The sequence below is a fragment of the Geodermatophilus sp. SYSU D00697 genome, from assembly GCF_054050175.1.
In genome coordinates this window covers 49,164-67,058 of sequence record NZ_JBJGYV010000018.1, presented here as the reverse complement: position 1 = coordinate 67,058, position 17,895 = coordinate 49,164, and the positions used below count along the sequence as shown (strand labels likewise).

General features: G+C 73.3%; 13 protein-coding genes and 2 pseudogenes. 7 read left to right on the top strand and 8 right to left on the bottom strand.

The window, feature by feature from the left end; genetic code table 11:
* The first annotated feature begins 28 nt into the window (after positions 1-28).
* Together ACI79C_RS16365 and ACI79C_RS16360 are read left to right on the top strand one after the other, a co-directional pair.
* Positions 29-2,239, top strand: coding sequence for a SpoIIE family protein phosphatase (locus ACI79C_RS16365; RefSeq protein WP_456946721.1), 2,211 nt, complete (start codon positions 29-31; stop codon positions 2,237-2,239).
* 593 nt (positions 2,240-2,832) lie between these two features.
* Positions 2,833-3,621, top strand: coding sequence for an esterase/lipase family protein (locus ACI79C_RS16360; protein ID WP_456946720.1), 789 nt, complete (start codon positions 2,833-2,835; stop codon positions 3,619-3,621).
* A gap of 466 nt (positions 3,622-4,087) precedes the next feature.
* On the opposite strand, the gene ACI79C_RS16355 is transcribed toward ACI79C_RS16360, so the two are convergent.
* The 7 genes and pseudogenes from ACI79C_RS16355 to ACI79C_RS16325 all read right to left on the bottom strand — a co-directional run bounded on the left by ACI79C_RS16355 (position 4,088) and on the right by ACI79C_RS16325 (position 11,719).
* Positions 4,088-7,144, bottom strand: a complete 3,057-nt coding sequence (locus ACI79C_RS16355) for an EAL domain-containing protein (protein ID WP_456946771.1) — start codon at positions 7,142-7,144, stop codon at positions 4,088-4,090.
* A gap of 134 nt (positions 7,145-7,278) precedes the next feature.
* Positions 7,279-7,371: pseudogene (locus ACI79C_RS16350) on the bottom strand (LysR family transcriptional regulator); the annotation flags it as partial.
* A gap of 196 nt (positions 7,372-7,567) precedes the next feature.
* On the bottom strand, positions 7,568-8,242 hold the full coding sequence (locus tag ACI79C_RS16345; protein WP_456946719.1) for a DUF1345 domain-containing protein: 675 nt from the start codon (positions 8,240-8,242) through the stop codon (positions 7,568-7,570).
* Between the two features lie 91 nt (positions 8,243-8,333).
* Positions 8,334-9,509, bottom strand: a complete 1,176-nt coding sequence (locus ACI79C_RS16340) for a zinc-dependent alcohol dehydrogenase (protein ID WP_456946718.1) — start codon at positions 9,507-9,509, stop codon at positions 8,334-8,336.
* Positions 9,506-9,991 carry a hypothetical protein gene (locus tag ACI79C_RS16335; RefSeq protein WP_456946717.1) on the bottom strand — a complete coding sequence of 162 codons (486 nt, stop codon included), beginning with the start codon at positions 9,989-9,991 and terminating at the stop codon, positions 9,506-9,508. Before ACI79C_RS16335 ends, ACI79C_RS16340 begins: the two co-directional genes overlap by 4 nt.
* Positions 9,988-10,563, bottom strand: a complete 576-nt coding sequence (locus ACI79C_RS16330) for a type 1 glutamine amidotransferase domain-containing protein (RefSeq protein ID WP_456946716.1) — start codon at positions 10,561-10,563, stop codon at positions 9,988-9,990. The genes ACI79C_RS16335 and ACI79C_RS16330 overlap by 4 nt, the downstream gene beginning before the upstream one ends.
* Position 10,564: 1 nt before the next feature.
* The gene (locus ACI79C_RS16325) at positions 10,565-11,719 is read right to left on the bottom strand and encodes a glutathione-independent formaldehyde dehydrogenase (RefSeq protein WP_456946715.1); all 1,155 of its coding nucleotides are present in this window, start codon (positions 11,717-11,719) and stop codon (positions 10,565-10,567) included.
* Between the two features lie 648 nt (positions 11,720-12,367).
* Here ACI79C_RS16325 and ACI79C_RS16320 point away from each other — a divergent pair.
* Together ACI79C_RS16320 and ACI79C_RS16315 are read left to right on the top strand one after the other, a co-directional pair.
* Positions 12,368-13,249 carry an SRPBCC family protein gene (locus ACI79C_RS16320; protein ID WP_456946714.1) on the top strand — a complete coding sequence of 294 codons (882 nt, stop codon included), beginning with the start codon at positions 12,368-12,370 and terminating at the stop codon, positions 13,247-13,249.
* Positions 13,246-14,421, top strand: a complete 1,176-nt coding sequence (locus tag ACI79C_RS16315) for a zinc-dependent alcohol dehydrogenase (protein WP_456946713.1) — start codon at positions 13,246-13,248, stop codon at positions 14,419-14,421. Before ACI79C_RS16320 ends, ACI79C_RS16315 begins: the two co-directional genes overlap by 4 nt.
* On the opposite strand, the gene ACI79C_RS16310 is transcribed toward ACI79C_RS16315, so the two are convergent.
* Entirely contained in the window at positions 14,411-15,364 is a 954-nt protein-coding gene (locus ACI79C_RS16310) for a LysR family transcriptional regulator (protein ID WP_456946712.1), read from the bottom strand. The genes ACI79C_RS16315 and ACI79C_RS16310 overlap by 11 nt on opposite strands.
* A gap of 196 nt (positions 15,365-15,560) precedes the next feature.
* On the opposite strand from ACI79C_RS16310, the gene ACI79C_RS16305 reads away from it, so the two are divergent.
* The 3 genes and pseudogenes from ACI79C_RS16305 to ACI79C_RS16295 all read left to right on the top strand — a co-directional run.
* Entirely contained in the window at positions 15,561-16,574 is a 1,014-nt protein-coding gene (locus ACI79C_RS16305; protein WP_456946711.1) for a response regulator transcription factor, read from the top strand.
* 244 nt (positions 16,575-16,818) lie between these two features.
* Positions 16,819-16,962: a hypothetical protein gene (locus ACI79C_RS16300; RefSeq protein WP_456946710.1), complete on the top strand. Its 144-nt coding sequence runs from the start codon at positions 16,819-16,821 to the stop codon at positions 16,960-16,962.
* A 50-nt stretch (positions 16,963-17,012) separates the two neighbouring features.
* Positions 17,013-17,782: pseudogene (locus tag ACI79C_RS16295) on the top strand (DUF2254 family protein); the annotation flags it as partial.
* Between the last annotated feature and the right edge of the window lie 113 nt (positions 17,783-17,895).

Genomic DNA, 17,895 nt, shown 5'->3' with positions numbered 1-17,895 from the left:
TGCGAGGCCTCGATGCGCGGAGCGCCGGATGACCGGTCCCCACCGCTCGCCACCCGTGGCGGCATGGCGCCTCGTCCTCACCGTGGGGACCGCCTACGCCGCCGGCGCGGCCGTCTCGTTCGCGCTGTTCGAGGCCTCGGCCATCGGCGCGGTCCTGTTCCCGCCCGCAGGGGTCACGTTCGCAGCGCTGGTCCTCACCGAGCCGCGCCGGTGGCCGTGGGTCCTCGGCACCGTGGCCGTCGTCGAGGTCGCCGTCGACCTGTGGTTCGGACTGCCCCTCTCGTCGCTGGTCGGCTTCGCGCTGGCCAACACCGTCGAGCCGCTGGTGGGCGTCCTCCTGCTGCGCCGCTTCGTGCCGCGCATCGACCTCCGGCGCCGGCGCGACCTCGGTGCGTTCATCGGCTGCGGCGTGCTGGCCGGCCCGTTCGTGGGCGCACTGATCGGCGCGACCACCAACGACCTGGCGATGTCCCGCGTCTGGCTGGACGCGTTCTTCCCGTTCTGGGCGGGCGACGGCCTCGGCGTCCTCACGGTGGCGGGCACGGTGCTCACCTGGCGGGACGGCGGCACCTGGCCCTCTCTCGGGACGACGCTCCGGCGGGCGCTGCTGGTCGCCGTGGCGGCCGCGGTCACCGTGCTGGCGTTCTGGCCCGAGACGGTGCCGCTGTCCTACACCGCCCTCGCGCTGCTCGTGGTGTACGCCTTCCGCTCCGGCGTCCCCCTGGTCACCGCCGCTGGGCTGGCCGTCGCCCTCACCGCCAACGTCATGACGGCGGCAGGCCGGGGTCCGTGGGCGGCCCTGGCCGGCGTCCCGAACCTGGAGATCGCCAGCCTGCAACTGTTCCTCGCCGTCGCCGTCCTCACCGCCTGGCTGCTGGCGGTCGAGATCGGCGAGCGGCAGGAGGCCCGGAGCCACTCGGCGCGGGAGACGGCGCTGCGCCGGCGGGTCGAGGCGCTGCAGGAGGTGACGGCGGGGCTGGCCACCGCGGCCACGTCCGAGGCGATCGCGCAGGTGATCGTGCGGCGTGGCATCGGCCTGGTGGCCGACCAGGGCGCGGTGGCCGTCCTCACCCCCGACGGCGCTCGGCTGCGCACCTGGGCCACGGTGCCGGAGGACTCCGAACCGGTGGAACGCGAGCTGCCGCTGGACGCCGCCGCCCTCCTCGCCGTCGCCGTCCGCGGCGGCGGGCAGGTCCGCGCGCAGCCGCCGGCGTCGCTGCGCGGGACCTTCCCCGCGGGCCTGGCCGGCGAGCCCGACGCCGACACCCGCAGCGCGCTGGCGGTGCCGGCGCGGATCGGCGAGGTCACCGTCGGCGCCCTCGGCTTCGGCTTCGGCTCGGAGGCCGCGGACGACGACCTGGCCCCCGTCGCGACCACCCTCGCCGAGCTCATGGCCCAGGCCCTGCTGCGCGCCCGGCTCTACGAGCGTGAGCACGAGGCCGCCCACCAGTTGCAGCAGGCGTTCCTGCCGCTGCTGCCCGACCGCCTGCCCGGGGTCGACGTCGCCGGCTGCTACCGGCCGGCCGACGAGGAGCACGACATCGGGGGTGACTGGTACGACGTCTTCCCCCTGGCCGGCGGGCGGACGGGTCTGGTCGTCGGCGACATCGTGGGGCACGACCTGCCCGCGGCGGCCGCGATGGGGCGGGTGCACGCCGCCCTGCGGGTCGTCGCCGGTGGCCGGCACGCCGGGCCACGGCAGGTCCTCGACGCGCTGGACGAGGCGTGCCCGGACATCCCCGGGGCGGCGTTCGCCACGCTCGCCTACGGCGAGTACGACCCGCGGACGGGTCTGCTCTGCTACGCCTGCGCCGGCCACCCGCCCCCGCTGCTCGTCACCGACCACCGCGCCCGGTACCTGCAGGGCGGCCGTTCCACCCCGCTCGCGGTGGCCGCCGGCGCGCGCACCGAGGCAGTGGTCACGATCCCGCCCGGCTCGATGCTCATCTGGTACTCCGACGGCCTGGTCGAGCGCCGCGGCAGCGACCTCGACGCCGGGATGGAACTGCTCGCGGCCGTCGCCGCGGAGATCGACGACGACGACCCGGCGGTCTGGCGGGACGTCGTCATGACGCGGCTGATCGGCGAGCGCCGCCTGCAGGACGACGTCGTGCTGCTGTGCCTGCGCATGGGCCGGACCCGCGCGGTGGACGGCGAGGACCCCACGGCGCGGGAGCCGCTGCGCCTTCCACCGGTCCGCGCCGGGCTGCACCTGGCGACCCCGGACCCGGCCGGCTGACCGGCGGTCCGCCCACCAGCCGGTGTCGCCCAGCCAGTGCGCCAGCCGGCGCTGCGGTGCACGGCGACCGGTCACCGACCTCGCGGACGGCACGCCCGACCGCCCTTCGCACCACGTCCTGCCGGCACCGGCCCGGGGCCGTCGCCCACGGGCGTCCCGACTCTCACTGTCGACGCACGGCCACTGCCGGCCGGAGACGACTCAGGCCGTTCTCCTTGTGGGAGGACGGCCTGGTCGATCGGGGTGGAGCTGAGGGGACTCGAACCCCTGACCCCCACGCTGCCAGGGCGGCTGGTGGTAGTGCACGGAAGTCCGCGGTCGTCCGTCTCCGCAGGTCGGACGCGAATGCGGTCGTCAGGAACCGCTGCGGACCACTGTGAACGCCATGGTCTGGCCACCGTCGTGGCACCACGCTGAGGTCGCCTGACGAACGTGCTGAGCCTCATCGCCGTGGGACGACAAGGAGACTCCTCGCCCGCCGGGATGGGCGATGGGCTGGAGGAACAGCGTGCCTTTCGCACGATCCCGATCATGTCGAGGAGGGTGTGGACGGCCTGTCGGGTCGGAACGTCCCGCGCCAGGATGCTGTCCAGGTGCCTGCCGTCAAGCGCCACCCGTCACGCGCTGCGCTGCTCACCGAGCCGCCCCGGGCGGGGCTGGACGTCGCCGCCCTGGCGGCTGCCTGGCCGTTGCTCGCGGCCGCCCGCCGCGGGGACGGCCACCCGGTGCTGGTGCTGCCGGGGCTGATGACCGGCGACCCCGCCACCCTGGTGCTGCGGACCGCGCTGCGCGCCCTGGGCCACAGCGTGTCCGGCTGGAGCCTGGGCCTCAACCGGGGCCCGACGGGCCGCGTCGTCGACACGTTGCGCGCACGACTGGAGCGGTTGCACCGGACCTCGGGACGGCGGGTCAGCCCGGTCGGCTGGAGCCTCGGTGGGCTCTGCGCGCAGGAACTGGCAGAGCCGCGCCGGGGAGCGTCCGCGGGACTGGTCACACTCGGCACGCCGGTGGTGCGAGCGGCGCCCTGGGTCCGCACCGCCTCGGGGATCGTCGACGGCGAGCACCGCCGACCCGGCGGCCGACAGCGGGGCGGCGGGCAGCCCGGGCAGAGGCAGTGGCCGGCCGGCGCGGGCGAGCACGACCCCGGCGGTCGCGCCCCGCACCGGGCGCGCTCCGGCCATGATGAAGCGCATCGGATCGAGCGCGTACCCGAGCGTCGGGGCGAGCGCGCCAACCAGGTCCCGGGCGGCGTCGGTCGGGTGCACCGGGGTGTCGGTGTGCACCGCCAGCAGGCCCAGATGCCACCCATCCACAGCGGAGAGTGGCAGCGCGAGGGTCTCCCGAAACCCGGCCGGGTCCAGGTGCTCCACCCAGGCGGGTAGCTCCTCGGGCGGGACCGGGGAGTCGCGCAGCCGCAACGGCCGCCGGGGCCGGTGCAGGCCGAGCAGCTCGATCTCGTCGACGATCGCCGGGCCGGGGATGTAGGAGACGAACCCGTCGGCGTACCCCTGGACGGCCAGAGACACGAGCAGGCGTTACTCCGGGTCGAGCAGGCCGATCCAGCCGGCCGCGAACGGCACCATCCGGCGCAGCGCGGCCAGCACCGCCTGCGCCCGCTCCCCCTGACTGATCGGCCCGACCCCAGCCGCGATCCCGGCGACCTCGGCCGCGACCCGTGCCTCGCGCGGTGACAGCTCAGCAATGCCCGGTTCCGTGGCGGCCGATCACGGGGGAGGGCGGCACGAACAGCCCGCCCGCTCCGCGCGCACCGCGGCGGGGGTCCGGGACGGCGCCGCCAGCTTGACCAGGATGTGCTCCAGGTGCGCGGCGACCGCACCGGCGCCCTCGCTACCTCGTCGACGACGACGTCTCGCCAGGGGCCCGCGCCACGGTGGGGTGCAGGCCGGTCCGCCAGCGGAAGGACGCTTCGGCGGGGATCGTCAGGGGCAGGTGCTCTGGTGCGGACGGCCGGGCGAGCAGGTACCCGCTGGCGGAGTCCACCCCGAGGGCGCTGAGCGCGGTCAGCTGCGGCAGGGACTCGACCCCCTCAGCGATGACGTGCGCGCCGATGGCCTGCGCCAACGTCACGATGCCGGCCACCAGCGCCTCGCCGCGGGCCGTCCCGAGGTCATGGACGAAGGACTTGTCCACCTTGATGACGTCGACGGGGAACTCGCTCAGGCGGGCCAGCGAGCTGTAGCCGGTCCCGAAGTCGTCGATGGCGATCGCCACCCCCAGGTCGCGTATCCGCTCCAACACCTCCCCCGGCCGGGAGCTCTGTGCGAGCGCCGACTCGGTGACCTCGATCCCGAGACGGTGCGCGGGCAGGCCGGCACGGTCCAGCTGGGCAGCGAGCCGGGCGGGGAACCCGCGGTCGGCCAGCTGCTGCGGGGACACGTTGACCCACACCCGCAGCTCCTGGAGGTGCGCCCACCGGCCGGCCTGCGCGACGGCTCGGGCGAGGACCAGCTCGCCGATGCGGTGGATCAGCCCCGTCTCCTCGGCGACCGGGATGAACTCCTGCGGACCGACGAGGCCACGGACGGGATGCCGCCACCGGACCAGGGCCTCGACGTGGGAGATCCGCTCGACCCGGAGGTCGAAGGCGGGCTGGTACTCCACGAGCAGCTCGTCCCGGTCCAGGGCGTGGCGCAGGTCGTTCTCCATCTCGACCCGGTGCACCGACTCCACGTGCATCTGCTCGTCGAACCAGACGGCCCGTTCCCGTCCGGTGTCCTTGGCGCGGTAGAGCGCCGCGTCGGCCTCGCGGAGCAGGACGTCGAGATCGGCCGCACCGGTCGCCGCCGCCAGGCCGACGCTGACGGTGACGAGGAGGCGCGCACCCACCTCGACCGGCTCCCGGCTCGCCTCGATGACCTCCTGGGCAAAGCGGCCGGCCTCCTCCGTGGAGCGGTCCACCAGGACCACCACGAACTCGTCGCCACCGAAGCGGGCCACGGGATCGGCCGGACCTGCCAGAGCGTCGAGGCGACGTGCGAACTCGCTCAGCAGGCGGTCCCCTGCGCCGTGCCCCAGGCTGTCGTTGACCAGCTTGAACCGGTCCAGGTCGATGAAGGCGACGGTGAGACGGGCATCCGGCTGCCCGGAGAGGACGCGGTCCACCTCCTGCAGCAACCCGGCGCGGCTCAGCAGACCGGTCAGCTCGTCGTGCGTGGCCCGGTGGGCCAGCTCGCGCTGCGCCCGTTCCGCTGCCGCGCGGGCCGCCCGCTCGGCGGTCAGCAGGCGTTCCCGCTCCTGCTCCATGGCCCGCCGCTCGGAGATGTCCCGGAAGTAGATGGCGATCCCGCCCCGGCGTAGCGGGTACACGCGCGCCTCGCACCACAGATCCGCCTCGTCGTAGCGCGCCTCGAGGGTGGCGGCCCGTCCGCTGCGTGCGACCCGGCGGTAGGTCCTCTCGAACTCGGTGCCGAGCAGTGCGGGGAACCGGGCCCAGATGTCCTCGCCCACGACCTCGTCGCGCGCCAGACCCAGCCGGGCCTCGGCCTGCGCGTTGATGTACGTCAACCGCCAGTCGGCGTCGACGCCGATGTACATGTCGCTGATCGACTCGAGGCTGTCGATGAGCTCGGCCGCCGTCCGCGTGGTCGCCTCCGACCGCGCCGCCTCGGCCTCCGCCGTGCTCACGTCCCGGAAGGACACGTACGCCCGCCGGAAGTCCCCGTCGAGGAACGTGGCGGTGGTGACCTCGGCAGGGAAGGTGGACCCGTCGCTGCGGCGCAACCGGAGCACCCCGCGGAACGCACCCTCCCGGGCCCGGGTCTTGAGCGCCTCCCTCCACCGGGGGTCACGCCGGTCGACGATCCCGTCGCGGCCGAGCTCGATCAGCTCGAGCTCCGTGCGGCCGAGCAGCTCGCAGGCCCGCGCGTTCGCGCCGAGGGTGCGCCCGTCGGCCGAGGTGATCAGCACCCCGTCGAGACCGTGGACGAACAGCGCCTCGTACACGCTGCTGCGCAGCGTCGAGGGAGCCGACTCGAGGATCACATCGGCGTATCGGCGGATCGACGCTTCTGGTTGACCGTGTTCCGCAATTCGGGTGAGCCGGTTCTGCCGGGGCGCCCCGTCCCTCGGAGCGGCGATCACGGCCTCCCGGGGTCGCGTGCGGTGGCCGGCCGGTGGGTCGGCCGGCGCGTCATGCGGTGACCGTCCGAGCATCGGTCGCCGGACGAGGGGGTTCGGCCGGACGGCGGCATGTGATGCCGATGGGACCGATCGGCGCAGGCGATGGCCAGCAGCGGGCCCGCGCCGCGGATCAGCCCCCGACGCGCTCCCGGCACTGCCGCCGGTAGGTGTCCAGGACGCGCGACCGGCAGCCCCTCGGAGCGCCTCGTCCCTGGTCGCGAGGCCGAGTTCCCACATCGGCGCACCGTGCAGGGTGGCGACCGCCAGGTCGCTGAACAGGGTCGCGTCCACGCAGGCCAGCGGGCCGCACGCGATGCCCATCCCGCGGCGGATCAACGTCAGGACGCCGAACCACTCGTCCACCTCGAGACGCACGCGGCGGGGCTGGTTGCGCTCCGCGTACATCCGGTCGAACAGCTCGCGGACCCACCTCCCTCGAGGTAGGTCGATCAGCGGCTCGTCGACCACGTCGCCGAGTTCCACGCCCCGAGCCCCCGCGAGCCGGTGCCCCGGCGGGCAGAGCAGGACCAACGGCGTGCTGAGCAGGGCGTCGAAGCGCGCCGCCGGCGTCGTCCAGTGCGTCAGCGGCGTGATGGCGAAGTCCGCCGTGCCCTCGGCGACCAGGCCGAGGAGGTCGCGCGCGCCGTCGTGCAGCACGCTGATCGCCACCCCCGGATGCTGCTCCCGCAAGGGCCGGTTCGTCTCGAACACGTCGACGTCCCTCGGCACTGCCACCGTCGCGACGCGGACGGGCCCGCGGAGCAGACCCGCGACCTCGGCGACGGCGTCACGGGCCCGCTCGGCGTCGCGCAGCGCCGCCCGGACGGGTCCGAGGAGGGCACGGCCGGCGTCGGTCGGCTCGGCGCCCTTGCGGCCGCGGGTGAACAGGTCGTGCCGAGCTCCTTCTCCAGTCCCAGCAGGGACGCCGACAGGCTCGACTGGACCATGTACAACCGCGCCGCGGCGCGGGTGAACGAGCCCTCCTCGAGCACCGCCAGGGAAGTACTCCAGCTGCCTCCGTCCGCCCCTGTCCGCCCTCTCGGAACGTCCAGCCCCCGGGGCCCCGACTCGGGCGGGTCGTCCCGGAACGCCTGGCCCGGCCCCGGCCAGGAGCGCGGGACGGCGGGCCTCCGCGTCGTCCGGGCACGGGTCGGCGCCGTCCCCGGCTGCCCACCCCAGCCGCACCACCTATCCCTGCTGCCCCAGGTTGGTGACGAGGTTGACGGCCACGGCGATGACGACGGTCCCGAACAGGTAGGACAGCAGAGCGTGCCCGAGGGCGACCTTGCGGATGGACGTGTCTTCGAGCTGGGTGTCCGGCACCGCGAAGCTCATGCCCACGGTGAACGCGACGTAGGCGAAGTCGCTGTAGGCGGGCGGTTCCCGCTGGCCGAAGTCGATGCCGCCATCCCCGCCGGAGTAGTACCGGCGCGCGTACTTGAGGGCGAAGACCGTGTTGACCAGCGCCCACGACAGGATCACCACGAGGACGCCGAGCACCACGGTGGCGACTCCGACGGCACCCCCGGAGCTGGACCGGACGAGGCCCTCGACGACGGCGGCGAGGCTGGCCACCGCCGCACCCAGCACGGCAGTGTCCGTGACGCGGGTCCGCCCCTCCTCCTCGGCCAGCCGTTTGGTCCCCTCCGCGTCGCGCGGCCAGCTGATCCGCCACACCCGGAGCAGCAGGCCGCCGGCGGCGACGGCCCAGCCGACGAGCACCGCGATCTCCGGGACGCCGGCGACCGTGGTCAGTCCGGCCGCGACGAGGCCGCCGCCGAGACAGATCAGCAGGCGGCGCCACGACAGGATCGTCGGCCGCCGGTCCGCCTCCACCGTCGTCCCGCCGCGTGCAACGCTCACCCCGTGGCCCCGCACCAGGCCGGCAAGGGCCCGACGCCGGCCCACCGTCCGGCACGGCGCCGGGGACCGGGGCGGTCCGCCCGTCGGCGCCTCAGCCACCCGGACGGAACACGGCACGGACGCACCCGTCCTCCTTGTCCTTGAACATCCGGTAGCCCTTCGGCCCGTCGTCCAGCGGCATCACGTGGGTGGCGAGGTGCTCGGTCCTCACCTCGTCCCGGCTCATGCGGTCGAGGATCTCCGGGATGTAGCGGTGCCCGTGCTGCTGGGCGCCGCGCAGCGTCAGCGCCTTGTTCATCACCGCGCCGAGGGGGAACTTGTCCACGAGACCGGCGAAGACGCCGAGGGTGAACACCGTCCCGCCCTTGCGGCAGGCGTAGATCGCCTCGCGCACCGCTGTGGGTCGGTCGGTCTGCAGCCGCAACTGCTGCTTGACCTGGTCGTAGAGGGACTGCGGGCCCGGGCTGTGCGCCTCCATGCCCACCGCCTCGATGCAGACGTCCGGTCCCCGCCCGCCGCTCATCTCGCGCAGCTCGGCGGGGACGTCGACCTCCTCGTAGTCGAGGGTCTCCGCACCGACGTGCGTGCGGACCTGCTCGAGCCGGTTGTCGTACCGGTCGATGACGACGACCCGCTCGGCGCCCATGAGCATGGCCGCGCGGGCGGCCATCTGGCCCACTCCCCCGGCGCCCCACACCGCGACGACGTCACCCGGCCGGACCTCGGCCTGGTGCGCGCCCGTCCAGCCGGTGGGTGCGGCGTCGGAGGCGAACAGCGCCCGTTCGTCGGAGACGCCGTCGGGGATGGTGAAAGCCCCCTGGTCGGCGTAGGGCACCCGGATGTAGGGCGCGTGACTGCCCGCCCAGCCGCCGAGGGCGTGGGAGTACCCGTAGCAGCCGCCGATGGCCTGGCCCCACAGCGCCTCGGTGATCCCGGGGTTGGGATTGCCGTTGTCGCACAGCGACCACAGCCCCTGCCGGCAGTACCAGCACTGCCCGCAGCTGGTGAAGGAGACCACCACCACGCGGTCGCCCACCCGGTGCTTGGTCACGCCGGGGCCGGCCTCCGCGACCGTGCCCATGAACTCGTGCCCTAGCACGTCCCCCGCGCGCATGGCAGGGATGTAGCCGCCCACCAGGTGCAGGTCCGAGCCGCAGGTCGCACTCAGCCCGACCTCGAGGATGATGTCGTGGTCGTTGAGGATCGTGGGCTCGGGGACGTTCTCGACGCCGATCTCGTTGACCCCGCGCCAGGTCACGGCCTTCACCGGACACCCGCCTTGGGCGCCACCCGGGTCCACGCCTCCAGGGGCACGCCGCCAGGGGTCGCCGTCCGCTTGCCGTGCGGTCCGGGGTCCACCGCCAGCACCTCACCCACCTCGATGAGCTGCTTGGCCCGGCGCAGCGCCGACCGCAGGTCGGCCTGAGGGTCGCCGCCGCTGAGCCGACCGAGAGTGCTGCCGGTGGGCTGGTCGCGCAGCCGGGCGCCGAGCTCGGTGCCCTTGCCGCCGGGGGCCGCGCGGACGCGGACCTCGATCCGGTCGCCGAGCTCGGCCAAGGGTGCGGGCAGCGCGGCGGTGTCCACGTCGGACGGCTCGCGGAACACGGTCACCACGAGCCACCCGGACGCCGACTGACCCGCGCCGGCCGGCCGGGCAGCGGACGGGTCGATGGCCGACCGCACCTGGCGGACGACGCTCCCGCCGGCGCGGGCGGCGAGGGACGCCACGTTCCCGATCGAGCTGGTCACGCCCGACCTCCCGCGGCGGCGGCCTGCGGGGCCCGCGCGAACTCCTGCACGATGCGCTCGCAGAAGGCCGGCAGGTCGTCGGGCGACCGGCTCGTCGTGATGTTGCCGTCGGTCACGACCTCCTCGTCGACCACCTCCGCCCCTGCGTTGCGCAGGTCGGTGCGGATGCTCGGGAACGACGTCAGCCGCCGTCCTCGCGCGACGTCGGCCTCGACGAAGTTCCAGGGGCCGTGGCAGATCGAGGCGACCGGCTTGCCGGACTCGACGAAGTTCCGTACGAACTCGACTGCCGTCGGCTGCATGCGCAGCTGGTCCGGGTTCACCGTCCCGCCCGGCAGCAGCAGCGCGTCGTACTCGTCCACCGACGCCGCGCCGACCAGCAGGTCGACTCCGAAGGTGCCGGCGTCCTCCAGGTCGTTGTTGCGTGCCTGGATCTCGCCGCCGTGGATCGACAGCACGTCGGTCCGCGCACCCGCGTCGTCCAGTGCCCGTCGCGGCTGCTCGAGCTCGACACGCTCCGCCCCGTCGGCCGCCAGGATGGCGACCCGCCGTCCGTTCAGCTCCCCTGCCATGTCAGCTCCCCGCCATCGCCGGGTGGAGCACGACCTTGGTCCAGCCGTCATCCCGCTTGTCGAAGTGCTCGTAGGCCTCGGGCGCGCGGTCGAGGGGGAGCTCGTGGCTCACGATGAACGACGGCTCGGCCTTGCCCGCGGCGATGAGGTCGCGCAGCTGCCGGTTGTACTTCTTGACCGGCGCCTGGCCGCTGCCGATGTGCTGGCCCTTGAACCAGAACATGCCGAAGTCGAAGGCGAGCTTGCCCTGCTTGGCCAGTTCGTCGCTGGCGCCGGGGTCCTGCGGCACGAAGACACCGACGGTGCCGATCGTCCCGGTGAAGCGCACCGAGGCGACCAGCCGGTTCATCGTCAGGTTCGCCTGCTCCTGCCCGCCGGGCTCGTGCGCCTGGTAGCCGACGCACTCGCAGCCGTTGTCGGCGCCCAGCCCCATCGTCTCTTCCAGCACGGCCTGCACCGGATCGACCCTCGAGTCGTCGATGGCGATGGCGCCGATGGACTCGGCCAGCTTGAGCCGGTCGGGCTGCCGGTCGACGACCATCACCTTGCCGGCCCCTCGGATGGTGGCCGAGAGGGCGGCCATCAGCCCGACCGGGCCGGCGCCGTAGATGACCGTCTGGTCGCCGGGCTTCACGCCGGCCATCTCGGTGGCGTGGTAGCCGGTCGGCAAGATGTCGGCGAGCATCACGTAGTCGGTCTGGCGCTGCTCGGCGTCCTCACCCAGCCGGAGGCAGTTGAAGTCCCCCCAGGGCACGCGCAGCAACTCCGCCTGGCCACCGGCCCAGGGGCCCATGTCGGCGAAGCCGTAGGCCGCGCCGGCCATGTTCGGCTCCGGCTGCGCGGTCAGGCAGTAGTTCGTGAGCTGCCGCTCGCAGTTCTTGCAGTGCCCGCAGGCGATGTTGAACGGCAGGACGACCCAGTCGCCCACCTTCACCTTGTCGACCCCGTCGCCGACCTCCACCACCTGGCCCAGGTTCTCGTGCCCGAACCAGCGGCCGGTCTCGAAGTCGGTCCGGCCCTCGTACATGTGCAGGTCCGAGCCGCAGATGTTCGTCGAGGTGATCCGCACCAGGACGTCGGTCGGCCGGTCGATCCGCGCGTCCGGTACATCCTTGACGCTGACCTGGCGCGGGCCTTCGTAGACGACTGCTCGCATGCTGTCCCCCTCGCTCGTCGTCGGTGGCACTGCCAGCTCCCGCACGGCGTCTGACCCGCACGGCAACGCTCGTCATCGGACACCGGTCGCGTGGCCCGGCGGTATCGGCAGACATGCCGATACGTGGATGCCCGTGGCGCCGCACCGCCTCGCGGGCGCCAGGGATCAGGTGCTCTGCCGATGGAGCCCGACGGTTCCCGGGCCCATCGGGGAGCAGAGCTCGACCGTCCCGAAGAGCAAGCGATCAGAGGCTGGACCTTCGAGTGCTCAGGCTGCTGATCGCCGGGACGACGTCGATCCGGACGTGGCCGCCGTTCCGGGCGTCGACGCGACCAGAGTCGCCGAGGCCCTCCGCGCAGCCCTGGTCGCACCGTCGGCCTCCAACCTCACCGCCGCCGTGCGGGCCCTGCGCGCGGGGCGGCGAACACCTCCGCAGCTGGCCGGTGCGGGCCCGGCGACGACGACTGCCTGACCGGGGCCCTGCTGAAATCGGTCGTTCTGCCGATGGCGCGGGCCGCGCTCCGGGGATCTGCTGCACCCGACAACGTCTTCCCGGAGGGTGCGATGACCTCTGCCCCCGCCGCGCCTGCCCGCCGGCCAGCTCCAGCTTCGTCCCAGGGACACGACCCGCTGACTCGTGGGCTCGGCGTGACCAGCGCTGCGCTCGGCGTTCCTCAAGTAGCAAGATCGGCGGACTTCGCACGGAGCCTCGCTGTCGGTGACGCCCCTCGGCACCGCGCGGTCACCGAACTCGTCGGCGTCGGTGAACTGGTCGCCGCAGCCGGCCTGCTGGGCCGCCCGCACCCGGCGTGGCTGTGGGGCCGGGTGTGCGGCGATGCCTTGGACCTCTCCCTGATGCGCACGGCCCTGCGCCACCACGACGGGCGTGGCCTGCGCCGCAGCGTTCTCGCCATGGCCGGCCTCGTCGTCACCGCCGTCGACGTCTACGCAGCCGCCACCCGCACGATCCGGAAGGGGACAGCGACACCCATGGAACTCACGTCCGCCACGACCGTCACGAGACCACCGGAGGAGGTGTACGCCTTCTGGCGGCAGCTCGACCGGCTGCCGACGTTCATGGCGCACCTCGACGAGGTGCGCGCCACGAACGCGCACCGCAGCCACTGGAAGGCCAGCGCGCCGTTCGGCCGGTCGGTCGAGTGGGACGCCGAGACGACCGACGACGTCCCGGGGCAGCGCATCGCCTGGCGCTCGCTCGACGGTGCCGACGTCCCCAACTCCGGCCAGGTCGATTTCGTCCCCGCACCGGGCGGCCGCGGCACCGAGGTGCACGTCACCCTGACCTACGAGCTGCCCGGCGGCGCGCTGGGCAAGGCCGTGGCGAAGTACTTCGGCGAGGAGCCCTCCCAGCAGCTCGACGACGACCTGCGCCGGTTCAAGCAGGTCCTGGAGACCGGCGAGGTGATCCGCAGCGACGGCGCACCGCGGGGCAAGCAGGCCCGCGAGGAGTTCCCGCAGCACCCCGCCCGCCCGCTGACCGACGACGAGCGCAGGGAGGTCCTGGCGTGAAGGCCAACTGCTGGATCAGTCCGAACACGGTCGAGGTCACTGACGTCCCGGACCCGGCCATCCTCAACAGCCGGGACGCGATCGTGAAGATCACCTCCACGGCGATCTGCGGCTCCGACCTGCACCTGCTCGACGGCTACGTGCCGACGATGCAGAAGGGCGACGTCATGGGCCACGAGTTCATGGGCGAGGTGATCGAGGTCGGCCCCGGCGTCGACCGTGAGAAGCTCCGGGTCGGCGACCGCGTCGTCGTCCCCTTTCCCATCGGCTGTGGCGCCTGCTTCGCCTGCCGGAACCAGCTGTGGTCCTGCTGCGAGAACACCAACCCCAACGCCGGTGTGGCCGAGAAGATGTTCGGCCACCCGGTCGCCGGCATCTACGGCTACTCCCACCTCACCGGCGGTTTCGCCGGCGGCCAGGCCGAGTACGCCCGGGTGGTGCTCGCCGACGTCAACCCGCTGAAGGTCGAGTCCGACCTCTCCGACGAGCAGGTGCTCTTCCTCTCCGACATCCTGCCCACCGGCTACATGGGCGCCGAGATGTGCGAGATCTCCGACGGCGACGTGGTCGCCGTGTGGGGTGCCGGGCCGGTCGGGCAGTTCGCGATGGACTCCGCCCGGGTGCTCGGCGCGGTGAAGGTGATCGCCATCGACGACGTCCCCTACCGGCTCGAGATGGCCGCCGCGCAGGGCTACGAGACGATCGACTACTCCGACACCGACGTCCGCTCGGCCCTGCTCGAGCTGACCGGCGGCCGCGGCCCGGACAAGTGCATTGACGCCGTCGGCATGGAGGCCACCCACGGCGCCGGCCACGTGAACCTCTACGACCGAGCCAAGCAGGCCATCCGGTCCGAGACCGACCGGCCGCACGTCCTGCGCCAGGCCATCACCTCCTGCCGCAGCGGAGGCATCGTCTCGGTCATCGGCGTCTACGGCGGGTTCGTCGACAAGTTCCCTGCCGGTTCCTGGATGAACCGCTCCCTGACCCTGAGGACCGGGCAGTGCCACGTCCAGCGGTACATGCGCCCGCTGCTCGAGCGCATCGAGCGCGGCGAGATCGACCCCACCCGAGTGATCACCCACCGTCTGCCCCTGGCCGAGGCACCGCACGGCTACGACATCTTCAAGCACAAGCAGGAGCGCTGCGAGAAGGTGGTCCTCACACCGTGATCGACGTCCCGGTGCCGCCACCGAGGTGCTCGGCTGCCTCGATGGCGGTACCGGGGTCCCGCGCGGATCGCACGAGGAACTCGATGAGCCTGCGGACGGACTGCCCGGCCGGCGCCCGCCAGACGGCCTCCAGTTCGAGCCGCAGGTCGGGCTCGAGACGCCGGGCCTCGACCCCGTCGATGCCCATGCCGTCGACGATCCCCAGGATGCCCGCGGCCATGCCGACGCCCGCTGCGACCGCGCGCAGCACCGCCTCGGGACTGTTGAGCAGGTTCGGTTCGACGACGACCTGGCCGGGTCCGGCGCCACCGGGGAAGAAGTGGTCCACCGTGCGGTCCCAGATGCCGGCGAACGGTCCGCGCGGGAACATCACCAGCACCTCGCGGGCGAGGGCAGCGACCGGCACCCTCGCCGAGTCGGCCGCCCGGTGCCCCAGCGGGAGGACCACGCCGAACAGCACCGAGCCGAGGACGACGCCGTCGAGGTCGCGGTCCATCGGTCGACGGCTCCAGACGACCGCCGCGTCGGCACGGGCCTGACGGACGGCCTCCAGCGCGTCGTCCCCTCGGCTCGAGCTCACCGAGACCTCGACCCCGTCGATGCCCTCGGCCAGCCCACTGAGCGGACCGTCCAGGACCAGGTCCGCCATGTTGGCGACCCGGAGGCTCAACCGCTCGCGTCCCGTACCGGCGGCGCGCACCGCCTCTGGTGCCCGCTCCACCTCTGCGACGATCACCCTGGCTCGCTCGACCAGTACCTGCCCGGCGGTGGTCAGCTCGACCCGCTGCGGCGTGCGCTCGAAGAGTGCCACGTGCAGCTCTCGTTCCAGGGCCCTGATCTGCTGGGAGAGGGAAGGTGCGGCGATGTGCAGGCGGGTCGCCGCACGGCTGAAGCGCCCTTCCTCGGCCACCGCCAGGAAGTACCTGAGCTGGCGAAACTCCACGACCCACGCTACTGCTCCGCGGTGCACCCCGCGTCGGTGGCACCGTTAGCCGGCACCTCCGACCACTGCGACTCTTTCGTCATGGTGAACGGGACTACTCCGTTCCGCTCCGCGGTAACCGGGCACCCGAGGGGCAGACGTCGGCACCGTTGAACAGACAGCGTGCCTTGCCGAGGCTGCGGTCCCGGGAGTGCCGATGAAGCAGACCGCGAGCCTCGAGCTGGCCGAGATAGCCGACTCGACCAGTCCCCCCTCCGAGCGCACGCAGGAGATGCTGGAGAAGCTGCGCCGCGTCGTGCCGTTCGACGCCGCGTGGCTGGCGAGTGTCGATCCGATGAGCAGCAGCTACACGTGCGTGGCCAGCACCGACCTCGACGAGAGCACGGTGCAGTACCTGAGCGGTCCCACCATGGCCCACGACATCGAGGTGACCCACACCGACCCCGCGCGCCCGCCGCTGAGCCCATCCGACCTGCCCTACCCGGCCACAGACCTGCCGACCTGGGCCGAGTGCTTCATCCCCGCCGGCTTCCACGAGGCCCTGGGCGTCGCCCTGTTCGACGGAGGGCAGCGCCACGTCGGACACCTGGCGCTGCTCTTCAGCAGCAAGGAGCCGCCGCCCCCGGTCATGCGGCGCCGGTTGCACCAGCTCACCCCCGTTCTGGCGCGCGGGTCGGACCCTTTGCGCTCGCTGGCCGCGGCAGCGCGGGTGGTGCGGGGCGCGACCGCAGGCATGGTGCTGTGCCGCGACAGCGCCACCCGGCCACTGCCCGGCCTCGACGGCGACGCACTGCTCGCCGAGGGATCGCCCGTCGTCACCATCGCCCGCTCGTGCATCGACGAGGGCCGGGTGTTCGCGTCCTTCCTGTGGCCGCGCGGAGGCCGCCATGCCCCGGATGGGCACATCCGCGTGAGCGTCCTGGCCTGTCCCGGATGGGCACCAGGGAGCCCGCTCGGAACGGTGGTCCTCTCCCCGGTGACCGACCTGCGGGGGTTGACGCCGCGCGAGCTGGAGGTGCTCGGGTTGCTGGTCGACGGGTGTTCCAACCAGCAGATCGCCCGCGCGCTGGTCGTGACCCCGCGAACCGTCGCTGCCCACCTCGAGCACATCCTCGCCAAGCTCGATGCACGCACGAGGACGCTCGCCGCGGTGCGGGCCGAGCGCGAAGGCCTCTACGTGCCCCTGTTGCCGTCGCCCTGCCGGGCCTGAACGGGGCGTTCTGCCGATGGGTCTGCCTCGTCGGCATCGGTTCCATGAGAGGCCCGGGCGGTCCGGCGAGGTCGCCGGGTCAGGCGCGTCCGCGCGAGCGCATCCGTCCACACGGAGGGCAGACTATGATCGGGTACGAGTCGTCCATCGAGGCCGCGGGTCGGGAGGGCTCCAGCCCCTCCCCCTCCCTTCGGCCACCGCTGCTCTCCGGTCACGGGGGCCCGGTCGGCGGTGCCTCCAGCGCATGAGCAGGCTGCGGCTCCGACTCCTCGTCCGCAGCAGCATGTGGCTGCTGCCGATCGGCTGCCTGGCCGCGGGCGCCCTCCTCGCCGTCGGAACGCTCGCCGTGGACCGGGCGACGGGCTACGGCTCGTCCCGCAGAGCCTGACCGGGACGCCGTCCGACGCCCAGACGATCCTGTCCTCCTTCGCCACCGCCATGGTGTCGCTGACCACCCTCGTCCTGACGATCACCCTGGTCGCGGGCCAGCTGGCGATGGGCCAGTTCTCGCCCGCATCGTGGGGGCGCTGCTCACCGACCGCTGGAGCCAGCTGGCGATCGGGTTGTTCGGCGCGAGCTCCCTGGTCGCGGTGCTGACCCTCCGAGAGATCCGCGGCTCGGACACCGGCACGGTGCCCGGACTGTCGATGCTGCTGTGCTACCTCCTGGTGTTCGCCAGCATCGTCGTGCTCATCCTGTTCGTGCACCATGCCGGCCAGGGCCTGCGGGTCGCCGGCCTGATCGACCTCGTCGGCGACCGCAGCCGCGCGTTCATCGTCCGCGAGCACGGAGACCTGCCCGCCGTGACCGGCGGCCCGGACGGCATCGTCGCCGCGCAACCCGCCAACGTGATCCGCGTGGACCGCCCCGCACTGGTCGCCGCCCGGCGGGCGGACTGCGTGCTCGAGCTGGTCCCCGTCGTCGGGGACTTCGTCGTCTGCGGCGCACCGCTGTTCCGGGTGCACCCGGGCACCCGGTCGCCGGTGAGCGCGGACGGGGACCCGGCCCATCGGCTCCGGGCCCCCAACGTCACCCGCCACGTCCTGCTCGCCGGAGAGCGCGTGCACACCGAGGACCTCGCCTACGGCTTCCGCGAGCTCGTCGACATCGCCGTGCGGTCGATCGCACAGCCGTTCAACGACCCCACGACGGCGGTCCAGGCGCTGCACCGGCTGCACGACCTGCTGCGCCAGATCGCCGCCCGCCCCCTGTCCTGCGGTGAACACCGCGACGAGGACGGCGTGGTGCGCCTCCGTCCGGCGCGCCCACGAGGACGAGGAGGACGTCCTCGCAGCGCTCACCCCGGACGCCGAGGGCATCG